The sequence below is a fragment of the Parvibaculum sp. genome (genome assembly GCF_035511255.1).
Taxonomy (GTDB): domain Bacteria; phylum Pseudomonadota; class Alphaproteobacteria; order Parvibaculales; family Parvibaculaceae; genus Parvibaculum.
In genome coordinates this window covers 1-20,443 of record NZ_DATKFR010000116.1, presented here as the reverse complement: position 1 = coordinate 20,443, position 20,443 = coordinate 1, and the positions used below count along the sequence as shown (strand labels likewise).

General features: G+C 65.4%; 15 protein-coding genes and 1 pseudogene. 11 read left to right on the top strand and 5 right to left on the bottom strand.

Going from position 1 to position 20,443, the window contains the following annotated elements; translation table 11 throughout:
• Positions 1-347 precede the first annotated feature (347 nt).
• On the bottom strand, positions 348-1,709 hold the full coding sequence (locus VMR03_RS04065) for a YhjD/YihY/BrkB family envelope integrity protein (RefSeq protein WP_325402545.1): 1,362 nt from the start codon (positions 1,707-1,709) through the stop codon (positions 348-350).
• A 213-nt stretch (positions 1,710-1,922) separates the two neighbouring features.
• On the bottom strand, positions 1,923-2,129 hold the full coding sequence (locus VMR03_RS04060; protein ID WP_325402543.1) for a cold-shock protein: 207 nt from the start codon (positions 2,127-2,129) through the stop codon (positions 1,923-1,925).
• Between the two features lie 254 nt (positions 2,130-2,383).
• Between VMR03_RS04060 and VMR03_RS04055 the strand changes: the two genes are divergently transcribed.
• On the top strand, positions 2,384-3,811 hold the full coding sequence (locus VMR03_RS04055; RefSeq protein WP_325402541.1) for a hypothetical protein: 1,428 nt from the start codon (positions 2,384-2,386) through the stop codon (positions 3,809-3,811).
• Here the strand turns inward: VMR03_RS04055 and VMR03_RS04050 are convergent.
• A complete protein-coding gene (locus VMR03_RS04050; RefSeq protein WP_325402539.1) occupies positions 3,799-4,824 on the bottom strand; it encodes a D-cysteine desulfhydrase family protein in 1,026 nt (341 codons plus the stop codon). The genes VMR03_RS04055 and VMR03_RS04050 overlap by 13 nt on opposite strands.
• A gap of 21 nt (positions 4,825-4,845) precedes the next feature.
• Positions 4,846-6,069, bottom strand: coding sequence for a CoA transferase (locus tag VMR03_RS04045; RefSeq protein WP_325402537.1), 1,224 nt, complete (start codon positions 6,067-6,069; stop codon positions 4,846-4,848).
• Positions 6,070-6,246: 177 nt separating this feature from the next.
• On the opposite strand from VMR03_RS04045, the gene VMR03_RS04040 reads away from it, so the two are divergent.
• Entirely contained in the window at positions 6,247-8,112 is a 1,866-nt protein-coding gene (locus tag VMR03_RS04040) for a PAS domain-containing sensor histidine kinase (protein WP_325402535.1), read from the top strand.
• 130 nt (positions 8,113-8,242) lie between these two features.
• Entirely contained in the window at positions 8,243-9,556 is a 1,314-nt protein-coding gene (locus VMR03_RS04035; RefSeq protein WP_325402533.1) for an Hsp70 family protein, read from the top strand.
• A gap of 199 nt (positions 9,557-9,755) precedes the next feature.
• On the opposite strand, the gene VMR03_RS04030 is transcribed toward VMR03_RS04035, so the two are convergent.
• Positions 9,756-11,915 carry an acylase gene (locus VMR03_RS04030; protein ID WP_325402532.1) on the bottom strand — a complete coding sequence of 720 codons (2,160 nt, stop codon included), beginning with the start codon at positions 11,913-11,915 and terminating at the stop codon, positions 9,756-9,758.
• A 193-nt stretch (positions 11,916-12,108) separates the two neighbouring features.
• On the opposite strand from VMR03_RS04030, the gene ccmI reads away from it, so the two are divergent.
• From ccmI to VMR03_RS03990, 8 genes and pseudogenes are all read left to right on the top strand, one after another.
• Positions 12,109-13,230, top strand: a complete 1,122-nt coding sequence (ccmI, locus tag VMR03_RS04025) for a c-type cytochrome biogenesis protein CcmI (RefSeq protein ID WP_325402530.1) — start codon at positions 12,109-12,111, stop codon at positions 13,228-13,230.
• A 63-nt stretch (positions 13,231-13,293) separates the two neighbouring features.
• Positions 13,294-14,226 (top strand): peptidoglycan-binding protein, encoded by a 933-nt coding sequence (locus VMR03_RS04020; RefSeq protein WP_325402528.1) that lies wholly within the window; start codon positions 13,294-13,296, stop codon positions 14,224-14,226.
• Between the two features lie 213 nt (positions 14,227-14,439).
• On the top strand, positions 14,440-14,910 hold the full coding sequence (gene ccmE, locus VMR03_RS04015; RefSeq protein WP_325402526.1) for a cytochrome c maturation protein CcmE: 471 nt from the start codon (positions 14,440-14,442) through the stop codon (positions 14,908-14,910).
• Positions 14,907-16,889: a heme lyase CcmF/NrfE family subunit gene (locus VMR03_RS04010; protein WP_325402524.1), complete on the top strand. Its 1,983-nt coding sequence runs from the start codon at positions 14,907-14,909 to the stop codon at positions 16,887-16,889. The genes ccmE and VMR03_RS04010 overlap by 4 nt, the downstream gene beginning before the upstream one ends.
• Positions 16,886-17,347, top strand: coding sequence for a cytochrome c-type biogenesis protein (locus VMR03_RS04005; RefSeq protein WP_325402522.1), 462 nt, complete (start codon positions 16,886-16,888; stop codon positions 17,345-17,347). Before VMR03_RS04010 ends, VMR03_RS04005 begins: the two co-directional genes overlap by 4 nt.
• 228 nt (positions 17,348-17,575) lie before the next feature.
• Complete coding sequence (locus tag VMR03_RS04000; RefSeq protein WP_325402520.1) at positions 17,576-19,075, top strand: DegQ family serine endoprotease; 1,500 nt, start codon at positions 17,576-17,578, stop codon at positions 19,073-19,075.
• A gap of 73 nt (positions 19,076-19,148) precedes the next feature.
• Complete coding sequence (locus tag VMR03_RS03995) at positions 19,149-19,826, top strand: response regulator transcription factor (protein WP_325402518.1); 678 nt, start codon at positions 19,149-19,151, stop codon at positions 19,824-19,826.
• A 130-nt stretch (positions 19,827-19,956) separates the two neighbouring features.
• Positions 19,957-20,443: pseudogene (locus tag VMR03_RS03990) on the top strand (two-component sensor histidine kinase); the annotation flags it as partial.

Here is a 20,443-nt window from a genome sequence, read left to right as displayed (position 1 = left end):
ACCCCTTGGTGAAAAAGGTTGTGTGAGTTCAGGCGATCGGATCCCTGGGGGTGTCCGTCCTCACCTGCCTCGCCACACGACCCTCTGTCGCGATCGAAATGCTGGCAATGGCAAACGGTGTCATCAAACCGTTAGACATCGGATCACCTCCTTTCAATTGTTGAACTCAGGGATCTTCAGCGTGAAGTGCGTCGCGACTCTCGTCAAGAAAATGTATGTGACTTTCTCGTCGCCACATCATCGAGTGGCGCGATTGGCGCATTTTTCGCCAGGATGTCCCGCCCGCTGCGCGATCGAGGGCAATTTCCGCGGCCATGCATGGCGGCCGACCGCCCATCGCGCGCGAATCAAATCTTAACGACGGCCTTGCTCTCCACCGGCGGCGCGGCACTCTCCATCAGATCGGCGATGGTGGTGCCGTCGAGCGCGCGGGCCTCGGCTTCCGCAAGGCGATCGAAGAAGCCGTCGACGCGGGGCTCGCGCGCCAGCGCCACGTCGTCGATGCCGCCGCGCTCCGTGCCGCGCCGCACGGCCGCCAGCACGTCGGCGATCTTCACCATGGAAGCGGGCCTGCTGGGCAGGAGGCGGCTCGGGCTTTCCGCCGAGCGGGTGACGAGGCCCGCGCCCTCCAGCGCGCTTTCGATGGCGTGGATCGCTTCCATCGGCAGGTGAAGTCGGGCGGCGAGGGCGTCGTCGGTCCAGCAGGCCTGCCCCTTGTGGAAGGCTTCGTGGATCAGAAGCAACGCCTGCACCGCCATGCGCCGGAGCTGGCGTCCGTTGAGGATGCCGAGGCCGACGACGGGCGAGAGGTGGTGGCGGTTCTGGAAATAAAAGGCGATGGCGCAGCCGACGAGCAGGATGAGCCAGGCCACGTAGAGCCAGATCATGAAGACGACGAGGCTCGCGAAGGCGGAGTAGATCGCCACATATTGCGCGGACTTCACGACGAAGGTGGCGAAGGCCCAGCCCGTCGCGCCCCAGGCGAGGCCCGCGACCGTCGCGCCGGCCAGCGCCGCGCTCCAGCGCACGCGGGTATTGGGGATCATCATGTAGAGGAAGGCGAAGGTGCCGATCAGGACCACATATGGAACGACCCGGCTCACCTGCGCGAGAGCAAAGCGGACGGGCTCGTACTCGGCGAGTCCGCCGACAAAGGAATGGGACAGAGCGCCGGCCATGATGCCGAGCACGGTGAGCACGAGGAGCGGACCCAGCACGCCGATGCTGAGGACCTCGGTGAACTGCCGCGCCAGCGAGCGGCTCGCCGAGACGTGCCAGATGTTGTTGAAGGCTTCCTCGATCTTTCCGATCATCGAAATGACGGTGTAGAGCAGGAAAGCGAAGCCGACCGTACCGAGAACATTCGTGTTCACACGGTTCACGAACTCCATCATGCGGTTCGTGATCTCGGCGCCCTGGTCGCCGAGCGGGCCCAGGAACTCCGTCAGCATGCTCTCGATATAGGTGTCGTAGCCGAAGGCGCGGAAGACCGCGAAGCCGATGGCGAGAACCGGCACGATCGAGAGCAGCGTCGTGTAGACGAGGCTCATGGCGCGGAGATTGAGGCGGCCGTCGACGAGATCGCGCGTCACGACCCAGGCGATCCGCCCCGCCTCGACAAGCTGCACGCGCCACCAGGGCGCGCCGTCGAGCGAAGTCTCCCAGACGAGGCCGCGCAGGCGGCGATAGAGCGGGACCGGATTCAGCATGGAAGCAATGCTAGTGGGCGGAGCTCAAAATGCCAGCCCGGATCATTGTGTCTTTTGAACCTGTTCGCTCGGCTCGGCCTACCCCACCCGGAAAATCCTTCGGATTTTCCGACCTCCCCTCAAGGGGAGGTAGAAGACAAAATTGAAAGGCCCTCCGCTGCCGGAGGGCCTTGATCTCTTTCGGGGGGCGGGATCCCGGGGGATCCGATCTCGTCAGCTCAGGACCAGATTTTCCGCGGAGAACCGGCCGTTGCGACCTTCGACCAGCTCGTATTGAATCTTCTGACCTTCATTGAGGGCCTTCTGTCCGGCCCGCTCGACGGCCGAGATATGGACGAAGACGTCTTTGCCGCCGCCTTCGGGCGCAATAAATCCATATCCCTTAGTGGCGTTGAACCACTTCACAACTCCAGTAGCCATATTCCCTTGATCGCCTCGTCGTGAATAAGGAACGACGCCGGTTTGACGACGCCGGTCAAAAATCCTAGCACCTTCCCAAGGGGCGGCCTACCGAAAATTCCGGCCGAAATGGCTGCGCACCGCCCTTTTTGCCGTCTCGCGGGCGGCGTTGAAGAGTTTGTTAAGCATGGCGGTCTAGTCTCGTGTCTTCCCTATGCCGAATCCGGAAAGGTCGCATTTCAGGCCTTTCCCGACGGTCCGGATCGACGCAGGCCATGGTCACGAAACCCACCGAGCCGATATTTGAGCGCCTGAACGACTTCCTGTCGCGGCTGACGCCGGGGACGGCGGCGAAGCTTGCGGCCGGGCTCGAACTCGAAAAGCAGCGCGGTTCGAAGGGCCTTCCCTACGATCTCATCATGTCGTCGCTTCGTCCGCTGCTCAGGCGATGGGACGGGCGGAGGCCGGGAACGCCGACCAGCATCCGGATGTTCTGCCTCCCCTTCGAGGATCTGCTCGTCGATACTCGCGACCCTTCATCCCGCGTCCGGCAAATCGGCCGCGGTTCGGTCGCGCCGGTGTGGCGTTGGCTCGAAAGCGAGCTGTTGCCGGACACGCTGCCCGATATCACAGCGCGGCTTGCCGAGAAGATGTCCGGCGCGAGCGGCATCGCGCAGGCCGGGAGCCTGACGATCCTGCATGCGAGCTGCTCCAGCGCCATTCTTTCGGCGCTCGACGAGGCGCGGAAGGACCGCGCGATGCGGCGCCAGATCGAACGCGAACTCGGCGGCGAGGCGATCGTGGAGGACGCGGCCGAAATCGCCAGGGCGCTGGAGGTCGCACCTTTCCTTCTGTCCCTGCGCGACATGCTGCCGAAGCGCATCGACGACTTCGACGAGGCGACGGTCGCGGCGGTTGCCGAAATCTACGAAGAGGCGCGCGCGACCGCACCGGAGAGCGCGATCCATGTCGCCCTCCTCGTTCTCGCGCGGCTCGACGAGCCCTGCCAGATCCTGCGCCTTGCGAGGAAGCTTGCCGGCTTCGGCAACGACGCGGCGGTGAGCCGATCGGGGCTTGGAGAGCTCGGCGAAATTTTCATCGGAGAACTGGAGGAGATCGCCGGCACGGCGCATGGGCGACGCGCCGGACAGGCCGATCTCGATCAGCTTCTGTCGATGGTGATGCGCTTTGCGCACGTCTCGCAGGCGTTCATCCACGAAATCGACATTCGCCGGTGCAGCGAATGGGGGCACCGCGTCCTCGCGGCGCGCGCCAAGCTCTCGGCTGCGATCACGGAAGAGATGTCGCGCTTCGAGATCGAGCTTGCGCGTGCCCTGCCGCTGCATCAGATCGGCAGCTACGGCAAGAACGGACCCCGCCGGCCCGACGTGACAGCCGCGCCGGAGCTCGCCCGCGCGGAGAAGGTGCTCGCCTGCCTGCGGTTTCTTCGCGGCGCCTGTCCGGCGGCGGAGTCGATCGGGGCGCAGGCACATTGCAAGACGGTCGGTCAGCAGGTCGAGGCCTATCTCGCCGCCTATGAGGACGGACTGATCGAGGAGTTGCGGCACGCCAAGGGCCACGACCTTGCCCATGCGCGGGCGTTTCTCGATATCGCCGTCAGATTCCGCAAGACGCTGGGTCCGGCATCGCTCGCCGATACCCTGCGCCGCCGCGGGCAGGTGGCCGTCGCTCAGGCGTCCTGAACGAATTCTTGCTCATAGGCAAAGAGGCCCGGCATGCCACCCGTATGCAGGAAGACGAGCGTTTCGTCGGATGGAAAACGACCGGCACGGATCATTGCCAGAAAGCCGGCCATCGCCTTGCCCGTATAGACCGGATCGAGCAGGATGCCTTCGCTGCGGGCGACGAGCTCTACCGCCTCGACCATCGCTTCGGTCGGCATCCCGTAACGCTCGCCGAGGAAGCCTTCCTCGAGAATGACGGCATCGTCGGCGGGCGCGGGCGCGCCGAGTTTTTCCGCGGTCGCGCGGGCGAGCCTCAGTATGCCCTCTGCCATCGCCTGGTTGTCGGAGCGGTAGACGTTGACGCCATGCACGACGGGTCCGTGGCCGCGCAGCGCGGCGCCGGCAACCAGGCCCGCTTGCGTGCCGCCGCTCGACGAACCGTGAACGATGCGGGCCTTCGTGAGCTCAAGCGCGTCGAGTGCGTCGGCGATTTCGAAGTAGGCGGCTGCATAGCCGAGCGAGCCGACGGCGTTGGAGCCGCCGGTCGGCACGAAACAGGGTTTGCCGCCCTGCGCCGTGATTTCATCGAGTGTCGTCTTGATGAAGGTCGCCGGATCGGCCCCCTCCGGCACGATACGAACATCCGCCCCGAGAAGATCGTCGAGCAGGCGGTTTCCGGAGCGCTTATAGGTGCTGCCCCTGTAAGGCACCATGTCGAGCAGCACCAGGACGGGCTTCAGGCCCGCGGCGACGGCGGCCGCCGCCGTCTGACGGGCATGGTTCGATTGCAACGCGCCCGTGGTGACGATGGTATCGGCGCCTTGCGCGAGAGCCTCGCCGATCAGGAATTCCAGCTTGCGGGTTTTGTTGCCGCCGCCGGCGAGGCCGGTGCAGTCGTCGCGCTTGACGAAGAGGTGTGGAGTGGCGACGCCTTCGGCTTCGAGGGCGGCACGCAGGCGCTTCATCTCGGCGAGAGGGGTCGGCAGATGGGCGAGCGGAAAGCGGGGGAAGCTCGCGAAAATATTCGACATCGGAGAGTTCCTTCGGGGACGTCAGACAATGCCTTCGGCGCGGAAGGCGGCGATTTCGGCGGACGAGTAGCCGAGCTCGGCGAGGATCGTGTCGGTGTGCTCGCCGAGCAGCGGCGCGCGCTCGCGCAGGCTGCCGGGCGTGCGCGAGAGACGAACGGGTGTTTCCATCACCGGTGCAGGTTTCGGCAAGCCGGGGAAGGGGAGCGGCTGCAGGTAATGCATCGCGGCGATATGCGGGTCGTCGAGCGCCTGTTGCGGCGAGAGGACCGGGCCGGCCGGGATGCGCGCCTTTTCGAGGAGGGCCAGTGCCTCGTCGGTCGCATATTGCGCCGCCCATTCAGAGGTGCGTTCCGAGAGGATCGCGCCGTGGTCGCCGCGTTTGCTGTCGTCGCTGAAGCGCGGGTCGGTGAGCCAATGATCCTCGCCCATCAGTTTTGCCCAGCGCTTGAAGAGCGGCGCGCCGATCACCTGCACCAGAATCCAGCCGTCCTTCGTGCGCACGATATCGGCGGGACCGGCATAGGGACTCTTGTTGCCGATGGCGACGCGGTCGATCTTGCGAAGATCCTGTTCGATCAGGTGAAAGTTGAAATAGGCAAGCGCGGTCGAGAGCAGGGCGCCCTCGACGACCTGGCCCTTACCGGAGCGCGCGCGCTCCATCAGTGCCGCCATCGTGCCGAAGGCGGCGAGCGAGGCCGTGCCGAAATCGACCCAGGGGGCGTAGCTCTTCACCGGTTCGTCCGGGTGCCCCGTGAGATAGGCCGCGCCGACCATCGACTGGGCGACGCCGTCGAAGCCGGTACGTTCGCTGTAGGGTCCGCCATGCCCGAAGGCGGAGACGGTGGTGAGAATGATGTCGGGTTTCTCCGCGACGAGGCTTTCGTAATCGAGACCCATGGCGGCGAGCGTCGACGGCGGGAGGTTGGCGACGACGACGTCGGCGGTCCTGACGAGGCGTCTGACGATGCCGCGGCCGGTCTCTGTCATCGGATCGAGGGTGAGGCCGCGCTTGTTGCGATTCATCTGCAGGAACATCGCGCCTTCGCCGCCTTCGCCGGCGGCGGCGCCCGGAACGATCGGCTGGACGAAGCGATCCTCGCTGCCTTCGCGCTTTTCGATGCGGATCACTTCGGCACCGAGATCGCCGAGCAGCGCCGCGCAATAAGGGCCGGCGATATAGCGGCCGAAATCGAGAACCCTCAATCCCGCCAGAATCCCGCTTGTCTTCGATTGTTCGGCAATCATCGTTTCGATCTCCCAGGTCTTGGCGTCCCGCCGGCGGGCCGGCCTTTTGCGGCGCACGATAGGGGTCGGCGGGCTCTTGCGAAAGATCGACGAAATTGAAATTTCGCTATTTGTTTAGGGTTTGCTCCTAGTGTCGTTATCTACGGTGGGCGGCGCTGTCCGCCGACAGGAGGCTGCGTGTCTAATTTGGCGGATGGGCGTATCACGGACAAGCCGGGCTCGGAGATGCCGGGCGGCCGCGCCATGCCCGCCGTCGAGAGGGCCTACCGCTGGAGCGGCGAGTTCGCCGACGTCGCGCTCGAAGCGCGGTTTCGAGGCGCGACCTGGCATGAGACGGTCGAAAGGATGCAGGCGATCCAGATCGGCGTCATCCTCTTCTCCGCCTGGAGCTTCATCGACTACTACATTTTCGGGCCGTCCTGGCAGTTCGCCGTTCTGCTCGCCGGGCGTATCGCGGCGATCCTGATCGCGCGCGTGCCCGTCAGGTTCTTCGCGGCGGTCGAGCACAGCGAGGCTTTCTTTCTGGCCGTCACCTGCGTTCAGGCTCATATCGTCTTCGTCTTCCTGCTGCTCGTCGGCTTCGGCGGCATGACGGCCGGAGATCATGCGCTCGGAACGGTGATCTTTCTGGCCGCCTTCTATTTCGGAACGCCGAACCGGCTTCTCTACAACGTCATTCTATCGGCGAGCTTCACCATCGCCGTCGTCGCCGCGCTTGCGACCTATCCCGACATGACGGTTCAATCGCTGGTGACGACGATGGCGCTTCTCGCAATCGTCAATGTCGTCGGTGCCCAGTCGGTGCGCGTGATGAACCGGATGCGTCGCGTCGGCTTCCTGACGCTTGCGCAGCAACAGGAGCTGAACGAGCAACTGACGCGCGAGATGGAATTCCGGAAGGAGGCGCAGCGTGCCGTCCGCGCGACCGAAGAGAGCTTCCAGAGCATCTTCGTCGCTGCGCCTTTGTCGCTGGTGCTGATCGATCCGGCGAGCTATCGCATCATCCAGGCAAACAACGCCGCTCTCGAACTCTTCGGGTTGAACGGCGAGGAAGCCACGAAGATCGACGCGCGAAAATTCTTCGTCGACGACGAGATGAAACGCCGTCTGGTCGAGACGGCGGCGGGGCGGCGTCCGTCCGGTCCCGTGGAAGTCCGTCTTCTCGGCGGCGAGGGAACGGTCATCTGGGCGCATATCACGGCGGCGCTGGTGCGCTTCCAGGGGCAGGCGGTGCTTCTCGTCGGTCTCCAGGACGTGACCGCGCGGCGCAAGGAGGCGGAGGCGCTGCGCGAGGCGCGCGACCAGGCGACCGAGGCCAGCCGCTCGAAATCCGAGTTCCTCGCCAATATGAGTCACGAACTCAGGACGCCGCTCAACGCCATCATCGGCTTTTCGGAGGCACTGGAGCGCGAGCTGTTCGGGCCCGTTGGCAATCCGCGCTACCGCGAATATGCCGAGGACATTCACGACAGCGGCGTGCATCTCCTCAATCTCATCAACGACATTCTCGATCTTTCGAAGATCGAGGCCGGCCACTTCAAGCTCCACGAGGACGAAGCCGATCTCGACGCCATCGTCGCCTCGGCCTGCCGCATTGTGCGCCACCGCGCGCAGCAGGCGGCGATCTCGATCGACGTGGCGATGCCCAAGCCCTCGCTGTCGCTGAAGGCCGACGAGCGGGCGCTGAAGCAGATCCTCATCAACCTGATCTCAAATGCCGTGAAATTCAGCGCCGACGGCAGCACCGTGCGCGTCGAGGCGACGGTCCAGCCCGGAAGGCTCCGGATCGCGGTCATCGACCGGGGCATCGGCATCGCCGAAGCCGACATCCCGAAGGCGCTCGCGCCCTTCACCCAGATCGACGGCACGCTTTCGCGGACACATGAGGGCACGGGGCTCGGGCTGCCGCTCGCCAAGCACCTGACGGAGCTTCACGGCGGCATGCTGATGATCGAAAGCGCGCCGGGCGAGGGCACGACCGTCTATGTCGATCTGCCGGCCTCGCGCCTCGTCTCCTACCAGGCGCATAATCTCGCGGGCTGAGCGATCGAGGCTGGACAGGCAGCCGGCGCTCGGCTAAAAACGCCGCCCTTTCGAGACATCGTCCCCATTCTGCATTGCCGTGGCCGCCGGGCGACATCCGCCGGTCAGACGGATGCGCGAGGTATTCCCCATGTTTATCGGCCTCGATTTCGGCACGACCAACAGCGCGCTGGCGCTGGCGGATGCGCAAGGACCGTCGCGGCTCGTGCCGATCCTTCATGAGGGCGGGGAGCTTTCGACATTCCGCTCCATTCTCTATTTCGACGGCGAGGAGCGCGACGCGAACGGACGGCCGCTCGCCTATGCGGGGCCGGCGGCCATCGACGCCTATCTCGAGCCGGGGGCGGAAGGGCGTCTCATCCAGTCGATCAAGTCCTATCTCGCCAATCCCGACTTCACCTCGACCAGCATCTACAACAGCCGCTATACGCTCGAGAACCTGATCGGCTTCGTCGTCGCGCGCCTGATCGACGCGACGCCTTATGCGGGCGACCTCATCGAGCGGTTCAGGAGATCGCCCGTGGTCGTCGGCCGGCCGGCCCGCTTCGTGCGCAACAGCCTCGGCCAGGCGCAGGAGGGTGCCGACGATTTCGCGGTGGCACGGCTCATGGCGGCGTTGAAGGGCGCGGGCCTCGCCGATGTGCATTTCGAGTTCGAGCCGGTGGCGGCGGCTTATGCCTATGAGGCGGGGCTCAACCATGACGAACTGGTGCTGATCGGCGATTTCGGCGGCGGCACCAGCGATTTCTGTCTGCTCCATGTCGGGCCAGGCATGAAGTCGGTGAAGAACCGCGCCGAAACGATCATCGGCGTTTCGGGCGTCGGGCTCGCGGGCGACGCTTTCGACGCGCGCATCGTCGAGAACGTCATCGCGCCGAGGCTCGGGCGCGGCGCTTCCTACCGGAGCACCGGCGACAAGGTGCTGCCGATGCCGGCCTGGCTCTATGACAGCCTCAAGCGCTGGCACCAGTTGAGCTTCGTCAACACCTACAAGACGCGGCGGATGCTCGAGGAAATCGAGCCGGTGTCCGACGCGCCCGCCGAAATCGCGGCGCTTCTGCATCTCATTGCCGAGAACAAGGGTTTCGAGATGTACCGCGCGGTGGAGGCGGCGAAGGTAGCGCTGTCCGGCGCACCGAAAGCGCATCTGAGCTTCAAGGTCGCGCCCATCGACATCGAGGCGGAGATTGCACGCCACGATTTCGACCGCTGGATTGCGCCCGAGCTGAAGGAGATCGGCGATTGCGTCGACCGGCTGATGGAGACGTCGGGAATCGCGCCGGAGAAGATCGACCGCGTGTTCCTGACCGGCGGCTCGTCCTTCATTCCGGCGGTGCGGGACTTGTTCGCGAAGCGGTTCGGGGCGGGAAAGCTCGCAGGCGGCGGAGAACTCACATCGGTCGCGACCGGCCTCGCGCTCTCGGCGCGTCAGCGGTTTGCCTGATAGCGATCGCCGGGAACGCGCCGCTCGCTCGAGGAGGCATCGCGAGCGGATCCGAGGTGGCGCGTTCCCGACGATGCCAACACCCGTGAAGCACACTCATCAGACGATCGGACGCCGCTTGCGTCAAGCGCGCGAAAATTAAATCGGCTTCATGTGGCTGCGACATGGAGCGGTTGGTGCGAGTGTAGAGGGACGACAGTTATTTCCCGGCCCGCGCGCCGGGCTTGTAGTCCTCGACGACGTGGCCGGTCAGATCGCTCTCCTCGAAGAGTACGGGCTTGGTTTTCATCTGTACGAAGAGCGGTGCCTGGTCGGCGTAATGCGGCGAGCTTTCGTCGAGCGTCGCGCTGCCGAACTGGTGGATGCTCTCGGAGCGGAGCTTCCCGTGCTCGTCCCATTCGACGAACATGATGAAGGTGTCGCCGGCGACGGCCGTCAGCGTGCCGTTCTTCTGCGGTTCGCCATAGACGGCGCGGAAGGTGTCCGGTCCGCCGTCGATGGCGAGATCGACCTTGCCGCGGCGGAAGCGGTTGACCTCGCCCCATGCCGGATCGAGGCGGCCGAAATGCTCCTTCAGGGTCTTGATCGCCGCATGCAGCGTGTCGATGGGTTTGGGCGGCGTTTCGCCCTTGATCTCCGCGACGACGACGGGGGCCCCCATCAGAACCGCGAGCGCGGCGCCACGGCTTTCCACGTTCGTGCGGCGATCCCAATCCTTGAGGATCGTCTGGGCGGCCTTGAGATCGACGTCCTTGCCGGGATTGACGGCCGTCACGTCGGCGATCATCTGCGCGAGTTCGGAGCGCTCGCTATAGGCGATGTCGAATTTGTAGGCGCGGAATTTCTCGCGCGTGATCGACGTGTCGGCGCCGAAGGTTTCCTCGGCGCGCAACGCGCGGTTCGTCATGTTCGACTGGATGCCCATCGTCGCCGGAAAATCTTCCGGCTTCAGATTGTCGGCAGGTGCGGTCGCGCGGAAGGGGGTGTTGTTCGAATTGAAGACGTAGCCCGAACGCGGGTTGAGGAGCTGGGGCACCTTGTCGAACGGAACATAGTTCTTCCAGATCAGGTCCGAGCGATCGCCGGGCAGCGTGCCCTTCCAGTCGAGGCCGGGCTTCCGGTCGGGGAAGAGGCCGTTATAGACATAGGCGATGTTGCCCTGAGCATCCGCATAGACGTAGTTGATGCTCGGCAGCGCCTGCAGTTTCAGCGCATCGCGCCATTCGGCGAGGTTCCGCGCCTTGTCCAGCTTGTAATACTGCTCGACCTGGCGGATTTCGTTCATGCCCGCATAGCGGATGGCGAAGGCGCCGGCGTCGGTCTTCAGCACCGGACCCTGCGCCGACCAGAGAACCTCGCGCGTCACGGTCCACCAGAAGGGGCCCCATAGCTTGACGCGGATCGTCGCTTCCGACTTCTCGAAATCCTTCCATTTGCCGTCGAGCATGTACTGGTTTTCGTTCGACGGGTTGATCTTCAATTCGTAGATGTCGGCGAGGTCGGGCTCGTTCACGGTGTTCGCCCAGCCGAGCGTGCGATTGTGGCCATGCAGCATGAAGGGCGAACCGGGGAAGAAGCCGCCGGCGACATCCCAGCCTTCGCCGCTGTGCAGCACGGCTTCATACCAGGCGACGGGCCCCGTATAGGGCTGGTGCGAATTGACGAGGAGGCGCGTCGCGTGATCGGCTGAACGCGCCGGGCCGATAGCGACGCCGTTCGAGCCGACGGGCAGCGGCGACATGGTCGGCAGGAAGGCCGTCTTGCCATCCTTGGAGAGGCCGCCCTTGCCGGCTTTCGACAGCGCGGTGAGCTGTTTGTCGAGGCCGTAGAAGAAGGGTGTCTTGAAGACGAAGCCGGCGACGACGTCCTTGCCGGTCAGCGGCAGGAAGCCGGGCGTCACCTTGTCGGGATGGAGCGCCGCGTAATAATTGACGCCCGCCGCATAGGCCTCGACGACCTTGCGCACGCCGGGCGAGAGCTCCGTCTCGTAGCGCGCGTCGACATTTTCCCAGACGCGCAGCAAATGGACGAGATAGTCGGTGACGGCGGCATCCTTGCCCTTCACCGAGGCGAGCTTGCCGCGCACCGCGATGGCGGTTTCCTCGATCGTGCGGTAGTCGTCTTCCGCATGGGCGAAGCCGAAACCGAAGGCGACGTCGGCGTCGCGGGCGCCCTGAATGTGCGGCACGCCCCATTCGTCGCGCCTGATGCGGACGTCGTAACGGGCGGCTTCGGCGATGAGCGGTTTCGGATCGAAGGGCGCCGGGGCTTCGAGGACACTGCGGACCAGAACGCCCGCGACGGCGAGGAGCACGAGCCCTGCCAGAGCCAATGCACCCGTCTTGACGATTTTCAGCACCCGCGCCTCCCGTTTCGATTTTGGCGCAGACTAGGGGGCCGCAAGACTTTGCGAAAGTCACAAAGCCGTCAGCCGCGAGGGCGCCAGCCTCGGCCAGAGCCGGCAGGCCTGCGGCAGGGAGCCGCTTTCCGCCCGGAGCCCAAACCTCTATACAAGTGGACCGATCATTCCAGCTCCCCGAAGAGAGCCCTTCTTGTCTCCAGCCGTTTCAGATCTGCTTCTCTGGCTCGTTTTCGCCGCGATGACCGCGGGCGTCATTGTCGCCGTCCTGCGTCCGCTCGGGCGCCGGCGGGCGGCGGGCGCGGACGGGCGGGAAATCGCGCTTTACCGCGACCAGCTTGCCGAGGTGGAGCGCGATCTCGAACGCGGTGCGATCGAGCCGGCGGAGGCCGAGGCGGCGCGGGTCGAGGTGTCGCGGCGGCTGCTCGCGGCGGCGGACGCGCAGGAGAAGGAGGCCGGCGCAACGGGTGGGCAAGGGCTTTCGCGCCGCTTCGTCGCCATGGCGATCGTGATCGCCGTGCCGGCCCTGGCGCTCGTCATCTATCTCGGCCTCGGCTCGCCGGGCTTGCCCGACCAGCCTTTCGCGGCGCGCATGGCGGGGCCCGTGGAAAAGCTGCCGATCGACGCGCTGGTGCTGAGGGTCGAGCAACATCTGAAAGAAGACCCCAAGGATCTGCGCGGCTGGGAAGTGTTGGCACCGGCCTATGTCCGGCAGCGGCGTTATCAGGACGCCGCCGATGCCTGGAGCCGCGCCATCGAACTCGACGGCGAAACGGCGTTGCGGCTCGCGGCGCGGGGCGAGGCGGAGGTCTTTGCGGCGAAGGGCATCGTGGTGCCGGCGGCGCGGGAGGATTTCGCCAAGGCGGTCGTGCTCGATCCGCATGAGCCGCGCGCGCAATATTATATGGGTGTTGCCGAGATCGAGGACGGCAAAAAGGACGCGGCCGCCGCCCGCTGGAAGGCGCTGCTCGCGTCCGCGCCCGCCGATGCGCCCTGGCGGGCGAGCATTGAGGGTGAACTTGCCCGGCTCGAAAACCCGAATGCGCCGGGGCCGGACGCGGGGCAGGTCAATGCGGCCGCGAACATGTCGCCGGAAGCGCGGCAGAAGATGATCGAGGGCATGGTCGGCGGGCTCGCCGCCCGGCTCGACAAGGCGCCGAACGACATCGACGGCTGGCTGCGGCTTATCCGCGCCTATGGCGTTCTCGGGAAAAAGACCGAAGCCGAGGCCGCGCTCGGCCGGGCGAGGACGGTCTTCGCGAGCGACAAGGCGGCGCTTTCGCGGCTCGACGAGGCGAAAAAAACGCTTCCCTAAACTTATCCCCGCTCCGCTTCGTCCCCTTATGATCCGTACCGGGAATCACGCAAAGGGGACGCCATGCTCTCGGAACTCCAGAAACAGGCCGCGCAGGCCATCGTCAATGTCTTCGAAACGGGCCACACGCTCGGCGATTACGGGCGGGTGACGCTGCTCACCGGCGATCCGGGGCATCTGACCTATGGCCGCTCGCAGACGACGCTCGCCAGCGGCAATCTTTACCTTCTCATCAAGGCCTATTGCGCGATGCCGAACGCGGCCTGCGCGCGGGCGCTGAAACCCTATCTGCAGCGGCTCGCCGACATCGATCTCAGCCTCGACCGCGATCAGGCCTTTCGCGCGGCGCTGAAGGAAGCGGGCGGCGACCCCGTCATGCAGGACGCGCAGGATGGCTTCTTCGACCGCGTCTACTGGACGCCGGCGGCGAAGACCTGCGCGACGCTCGGCTTTTCGACCGCGCTTGGGCATGCGGTGGTCTATGACAGCCTCATTCACGGCTCATGGGGCGCGCTGCGCGACCGGACGGTGAAGGCGCATGGTGAGCCGGCGAAGGCGGGCGAGAAAGCATGGATCTCGGCCTATGTCGGCGAGCGGCGCAAATGGCTCGCGACGCACCCCAACAGCCTGTTGCAGCGCACCGTCTACCGGATGGACGCCTTCAACGGGCTCATCAAGGCGGGCAACTGGTCGCTCGGCATTCCCTTGAGCGTTTGCGGCGTCACGGTCGATCAGGCAGCGCTGTCCTGCCGCGCGCCGGTCGTCGTTTCGGCGAGCGACGCGGCGACGCGCAACCTCCATCTGACGAAGCCGCCCATGACCGGGAACGACGTCCGCGCGTTGCAGGAGGCGCTGGCGAAAGAAGGTTATGTCGTCAATCGCGACGGCGTCTTCGACGAGGGGCTCGACCGCGTGCTGAAATCGTTCCAGCAGGAATACGGCATCGTCGCCGACGGCATCGCGGGCCCCGCGACGCGGACGATGCTGGGGGTGTAAGGGGCATCACATCGTGCTGTCATCCCGACCTTGTGCCGGGACCCAGAAGGGCCGCGAATTCGGAGCGTGCCGCCCCTGGGCCCCGGGACAAGCCCGGGGTGACGCCGAAGGGTGGGGAGGGAACCCGCATTCTCCCCGCGACCAAATTGCAGTTAAGAACCGCTCGTTATTCGGCTATACCTCTGGCGTCGCGAAAACTGGGATCGAAAAAGAATGACGCGCAAACAGCGCCGCGCCGGGTTCATTGCTCTTGGCCTCGGCATTCTCGGGATTGCCGTTGCGCTCGTGCTTTTCGCCATGCGCGACAACATCGTCTTTTTCTATAGCCCCACGGAAATTGCGGAGAAGGGCATCGGGCCCGGCACGCGGTTCCGTCTCGGCGGGCTGGTCGAACAGGGGTCCGTCCAGCACACCGGACCGGCGACGATCAAATTCGTGGTGACGGATCTCCAGAAGACCGTCACGGTGAGCTATACCGGGCTCGTTCCCGATCTCTTCCGCGAGGGACAGGGCGTCGTCGCCGAAGGCACGATCGGCCCCGACGGCGTCTTCGTCGCGGACTCCGTGCTCGCCAAGCATGACGAGAAATACATGCCGCCCGAAGTTGCCGAGGCGCTCAAGAAATCGGGACGCTGGGAAGAAGGCCAGATGAAGGACGGCGCAGCAAAGCCGGTGAGCCGATGATCGTCGAACTCGGCCATTTCGCGCTGGTCCTCGCCCTCGCCGTCGCGCTGGTGCAGATGGTCGTGCCGATGGTCGGCGCGCATCGCCGCGACGCGGGGATGATGGCGATCGCGGCGCCGGCGGCGCTCACGCAATTCGTGCTGATCGGCATTGCCTTCTGCGTGCTGCTCTTTGCCTATCTCACGTCGGATTTTTCGGTGAAGGTCGTCGCCGAGAATTCGCATTCGACGAAGCCGCTCATCTACAAAATCTCCGGCGTCTGGGGCAACCATGAAGGCTCGATGGTTCTCTGGGTGCTGATCCTCGCGCTCTACGGCGCGCTGGTCGCCCTCTTCGGACGCAATCTGCCGGACGGTCTTCGCGCGCGCGTGCTCGCCGTGCAGGCCTCCATCGGCGTCGCTTTCCTCGGCTTCATTCTCTTCACCTCCAATCCCTTCGCACGGCTCGACCCGGCGCCCTTCGAGGGCAACGGGCTCAATCCGCTGCTGCAGGATCCGGCGCTCGCCTTCCATCCGCCGTTTCTCTATGCGGGCTATGTCGGGCTTTCGATGGCCTTCTCCTTCGCCATCGCCGCGCTGATCGAAGGCCGCGTCGATGCAAGCTGGGCGCGCTGGGTGCGGCCCTGGACGCTCGGCGCCTGGACCGCACTCACCGTCGGCATCGCGATGGGCTCGTGGTGGGCCTATTACACGCTGGGGTGGGGCGGCTTCTGGTTCTGGGACCCGGTCGAGAATGCCTCGCTGATGCCCTGGCTCGTCGCGACGGCGCTGCTGCATTCGGCCATTGTCGCGGAGAAGCGCGGCGCACTCAAAAGCTGGACGATCCTGCTCGCGATCTTCGCCTTCTCGCTGTCGCTCGTCGGTACGTTCCTGGTGCGTTCGGGCGTCCTCAATTCCGTCCATGCCTTCGCAACCGATCCGTCGCGCGGCGTCGTCATCCTCTGCATTCTCGTTTTCTTCATCGGCGGTGCGCTGGCGCTTTACGGCTGGCGCGCGCCGGTGCTGAAGGCGGAGGGCCTGTTTGCGCCGCTGAGCCGCGAAGGTGCGCTGGTGCTGAACAATTTGCTGCTCGCGGCGGCGACCGCGGCCGTCTTCATCGGCACGCTCTATCCGCTCTTCCTCGATGCGATCGGCGGGCCGAAGATCACGGTCGGGCCGCCCTTCTTCAATCTCACCTTCGTGCCGCTGATGGTGCCGCTTTTCTGCCTCGTGCCGCTCGGGCCGCTGCTCAAATGGAAGCGCTCCGATCTCGTCGCGGCGACGGAGCGGCTGATGGGCGCGGCCTTCGCGGCCGTCGTCGTCACGCTCGTCGTGCTCGCCGTGCAGACGCGGGGACCATGGCTCGCCGCGCTCGGCATGGGGCTCGCGACATGGCTCGTCGCCGGCGCCTTCTTCGAACTTGCCTGGCGCATCGGGCTCTTCTCCGTGCCGCTTGCCGAAAGCTTCCGCCGGGCGCGGCGCCTTCCCCGCGCGTCGTGGGGCATGGCGCTGGCGCATGGCGGGCTCGGCATCGTCGTCGCCGGCATCGTCGGCATGACGGCCTGGCGGCAGGAGCTGGTGACGGCGCTGAAGGTCGGCGAGAGCGCGGAGCTTGCCGGTTACACGTTGACGCTCGAACAGGTCGGCATGCGGCAGGGCCCCAATTACGAGGCGCTGGTCGGCGTCATCCGCGTGACGCGCGACGGGCGCGAAGTTGCGTTGATGCTGCCGGAGAAGCGGCGCTTCCCGGTCGAGCGGCAGGAGAAGACCGAGGCGGCGATCCGCACGACGGGTTTCTCCGATCTCTATCTCGTCATCGGCGACGACAATGGGCAGGGGGCCTGGACGCTCAGGGCCTATGAAAATAGCCTTGCGCCCTGGATCTGGGCCGGCGCCGTCATCATGACTTTCGGTGGCGTCGTTTCGCTGATGGACCGGCGCTACCGGGTCGGCGCGCCGTCGAAGAGGCGGACGCGGCTTGCCGCGCAGCCGGCGGAATGACCATGCGGGCGTTGATCCTCTCGCTGATGTTCCTGTTCGTGGCCGGCGCGGCGCTGGCGGTCGAGCCGAGCGAGCAGTTGAAGGATCCCATCCTCGAAGGCCGCGCGCGGGAGATTTCGAAAGAACTGCGTTGCCTCGTCTGCCAGAACCAGTCGATCGACGATTCCAACGCCGATCTCGCGCGGGACCTGCGCCGGATCGTCCGCGAGCGGCTCGTCGCCGGAGACAGCGACGAAGAGGTCGTCGACTATATTGTCGCCCGCTACGGCCAGTTCGTGCTGCTGCGCCCGCCCTTCGAGCCTGCGACCTGGCTTCTCTGGTTCGGGCCCTTGGTTGTGCTGCTGGCGGGGGCGGGCATTGCCATCCTGGTTTTCCGGCGCGGCCGGGCGGGCGTCGCTCCCGCGCTCGACCCGCAAGAACAGGCGCGTATCGACAGGCTGCTCGGCCGGACGGAATAGGGCCCTTCCGGCGTCGAAAGGCCGGAGAGGGAGCCCATGTTTGCGACGCAAACTCCGGCGACCGGCATTTTCGCCATCATTACGCCTTATCCATATGTAATGTTTTGGACATGAATTGGTAAGGTGCCGTGCCCGATTGTCTGAGGGCAGGGTTCCTCTCCGATACCCCGACCGGATTTTCAGTGAAACGCCGCCCAGGCGGCAGGTTCAGCCACAGGAGTTCACGACATGACGAACAGCGCTCCGCGACACGGGTTTTCGACGCTAAGACCCTTGCGCGTGGCCGCGGCGCTCGCGACAGCCGGTATTATTGGCGGTGCCATCGGTTTTGGCGCGTGGACGGCTCCGGCTTTTGCGGAAACGGCGCCGCTCAACGCGCCCACGCAGCAGCGGACCGAACTCTCCACGCTGCCGAGCTTCGCCGATCTCGTCGAGAAGGTGTCGCCGGCCGTGGTCAGCATCAAGGTCGTCGAGGAAGAGACGGTGGGCGACGCCAACATGCCCGATCTGCCGTTCCCGCCCGGCAGTCCCTTCGAGAAATTCTTCAAGCAGCTTCAGCCCAAGGGCCCGGACGGCAAGCCGCTGAAGCGCAAGGCGATGGCGCAGGGCTCCGGCTTCTTCATCACCGCCGACGGCTATGTCGTGACCAACAATCACGTCGTGCAGGGCGGCAAGGACATCACCGTCGTGCTCAACGACAGTTCCGAACTGAAGGCGAAGCTCGTCGGCCGCGACCAGAAGACCGATCTCGCGCTGCTGAAGGTCACGGCGCCCAAGCCGATGCCTTATGTGGCGTTCGGCGACAGCGACAAGCTCCGCGTCGGCGACTGGGTGCTCGCCGTCGGCAATCCCTTCGGTCTTGGCGGCACGGTGACGAGCGGCATCGTCTCGGCGCGCGGCCGCGAAATCGGCGCCGGTCCCTATGACGACTTCCTCCAGATCGACGCCTCGATCAATCGCGGCAATTCCGGCGGACCGACCTTCGACATCCATGGCGCGGTCGTCGGCGTGAATACGGCGATCTATTCGCCGACCGGCGGCAGCGTCGGCATCGGCTTCGCGATCCCGTCGAACATCGCTGCCCATGTCATCTCGGAACTTCGCGAGCATGGCAAGGTGACGCGCGGCTGGCTCGGCGTCAGCATCCAGCCGGTCGATCCCGATCTCGCGGCGAGCCTCTCGCTCGACAAGCCGAAGGGCGCTCTCGTCGCCGAGGTGACGCCGGCGAGCCCGGCGGCCAAGGCCGGCATCCAGGCCGGCGACGTGATCGTGAAGCTTAACGGCAAGACCATGAACGACGTCCGCGACGTCAGCCGCTCGGTCGCCGATCTTCGTCCCGGCACGAACGCTTCCGTGGTGCTGTGGCGCGACGGCAAGGAAAAGCCGATCAGCGTCGCCATCGCCGTCTTCCCGGAGAAGCTCGAAGCCGCCTCCGCGGACGACAGCGCGCCGAGCGCGGAAGGCACGACGCAGAGCCTCGGTCTCGCTTTGTCGCAGAGCGACGACGGCGTCGTCGTGCAGAGTGTCGATCCGAACAGCGAGGCGGCGGAGAAGGGCATTCAGGCCGGCGACGTCATCGTCAAGATTTCCGGCAAGGATGTGAAGACGCCGGCCGACGTGGTCGAAGGCGTCAAGCAGGCGAAGAAGGCGGACAAGCAGTCCGTTCTGCTTCTCCTGCGCAGTCAGGATCAGCAGCGCTTCGTCGCGCTGACGGTCAACAAGGCGTAACGCGGTCGGCGGCGCCGGGCGAAGTCCGGCGCCGCCGCTCCCCGCACAGATGCGCAACAGAGGCGTGACGTCCATGCGTGTACTGGTTATCGAAGACGATCTCGAAGCGGCGGCCTATCTGGTCAGGGGTCTGCGCGAGAGCGGACATATCGTCGATCATGCGGCCGATGGCGAAGAGGGGCTGACGCTCGGCCTTTCCAGCCCCTATGACGTGATGATCGTCGACCGGATGCTGCCCAAGCGCGACGGGCTTGGCGTCGTCGCCGCATTGCGAGCCGAAAAGATATCGACGCCGGTGCTCATTCTCTCCGCGCTCGGCGAGGTCGACGATCGCATTCAGGGCCTCAAGGCCGGCGGCGACGATTATCTGACCAAGCCCTACGCCTTCGCGGAGCTTCTCGCCCGCATCGAGGTGCTGGTGCGGCGCTCCAATCCGGATCAGGTTCGTACCCGATTGCAGGTCAGCGATCTCGAGGTCGATTTGCTCGCGCGCAAGGTGATGCGCGCCGGGCAGGAGATCGACCTTCAGCCGCGCGAATTCCGGCTGCTCGAATATCTGATGAAGCATGCCGATCAGGTGGTGACGCGCACGATGCTGCTGGAGAATGTCTGGGAATATCATTTCGACCCGCAGACCAACGTGATCGACGTCCACATCTCGCGGCTTCGGGCGAAGATCGACAAGAATTTCAAGCAGCCCTTGCTGCATACCATTCGGGGAGCCGGCTATTCGCTACGCGCGGCTGATTAATCTCCTCAAGACGTCGACCTTCCGGCTCGCGGTTCTTTATCTCGCACTCTTCGTCGCGTCCGCCGTCACGCTGCTTGCCTATGTCTACTGGAACACGGCGGGCTTTCTCGTCCGCCAGACCGACGAGGCCGTGCAGGCGGAAATCACCGGCCTTGCCGAGCAATATGCGCAAGGCGGGCTGCCGCTTCTCGTCCACACCGTCATCCAGCGGTCGCGCGATCCGGGGCAGGGGCTCTATCTCGTCATCGATCCGGCCGGCCGGGCGCTTGCCGGCAATCTCGATCAGAAGCCGGCGGCGACGCCCGGCCCCGACGGCTGGATGGACTTCTTCTACAACCGCAAGGTGCTCGACGGCACCGAGGTCAAGGCGGCCCGCGCCCGTGCCTTCGTACTGCCGGAGGGCTTCTATCTCCTGGTCGGCCGCGACGTACAGGAGCGGCGCATCATCGAAACGCTGATCACGAGCGCGCTCGTCTGGGCGATCGGGCTCACGGTCGCGCTCGGCCTTGCCGGCGGTCTCTTCATGAGCCGCAACATGCTCGCCCGCGTCGACGCGATCAACCGTTCGAGCAGCGGCATCATGAAAGGCGATCTCTCGCAGCGGCTTCCCATCGCCG

Bases quoted from the DNA above. Each gene is read 5' to 3' on its own strand.
- VMR03_RS03995 (WP_325402518.1), top strand. From the start codon at position 19,149: ATGCGTGTACTGGTTATCGAAGACGATCTCGAAGCGGCGGCCTATCTG.
- VMR03_RS04005 (WP_325402522.1), top strand. From the start codon at position 16,886: ATGACCATGCGGGCGTTGATCCTCTCGCTGATGTTCCTGTTCGTGGCC.
- VMR03_RS04065 (WP_325402545.1), bottom strand. From the start codon at position 1,709: ATGCTGAATCCGGTCCCGCTCTATCGCCGCCTGCGCGGCCTCGTCTGG.
- VMR03_RS04010 (WP_325402524.1), top strand. From the start codon at position 14,907: ATGATCGTCGAACTCGGCCATTTCGCGCTGGTCCTCGCCCTCGCCGTC.
- VMR03_RS04000 (WP_325402520.1), top strand. From the start codon at position 17,576: ATGACGAACAGCGCTCCGCGACACGGGTTTTCGACGCTAAGACCCTTG.
- VMR03_RS04060 (WP_325402543.1), bottom strand. From the start codon at position 2,129: ATGGCTACTGGAGTTGTGAAGTGGTTCAACGCCACTAAGGGATATGGA.
- ccmE (WP_325402526.1), top strand. From the start codon at position 14,440: ATGACGCGCAAACAGCGCCGCGCCGGGTTCATTGCTCTTGGCCTCGGC.
- VMR03_RS04035 (WP_325402533.1), top strand. From the start codon at position 8,243: ATGTTTATCGGCCTCGATTTCGGCACGACCAACAGCGCGCTGGCGCTG.
- VMR03_RS04055 (WP_325402541.1), top strand. From the start codon at position 2,384: ATGGTCACGAAACCCACCGAGCCGATATTTGAGCGCCTGAACGACTTC.
- VMR03_RS04020 (WP_325402528.1), top strand. From the start codon at position 13,294: ATGCTCTCGGAACTCCAGAAACAGGCCGCGCAGGCCATCGTCAATGTC.
- VMR03_RS04045 (WP_325402537.1), bottom strand. From the start codon at position 6,069: ATGATTGCCGAACAATCGAAGACAAGCGGGATTCTGGCGGGATTGAGG.
- VMR03_RS04050 (WP_325402539.1), bottom strand. From the start codon at position 4,824: ATGTCGAATATTTTCGCGAGCTTCCCCCGCTTTCCGCTCGCCCATCTG.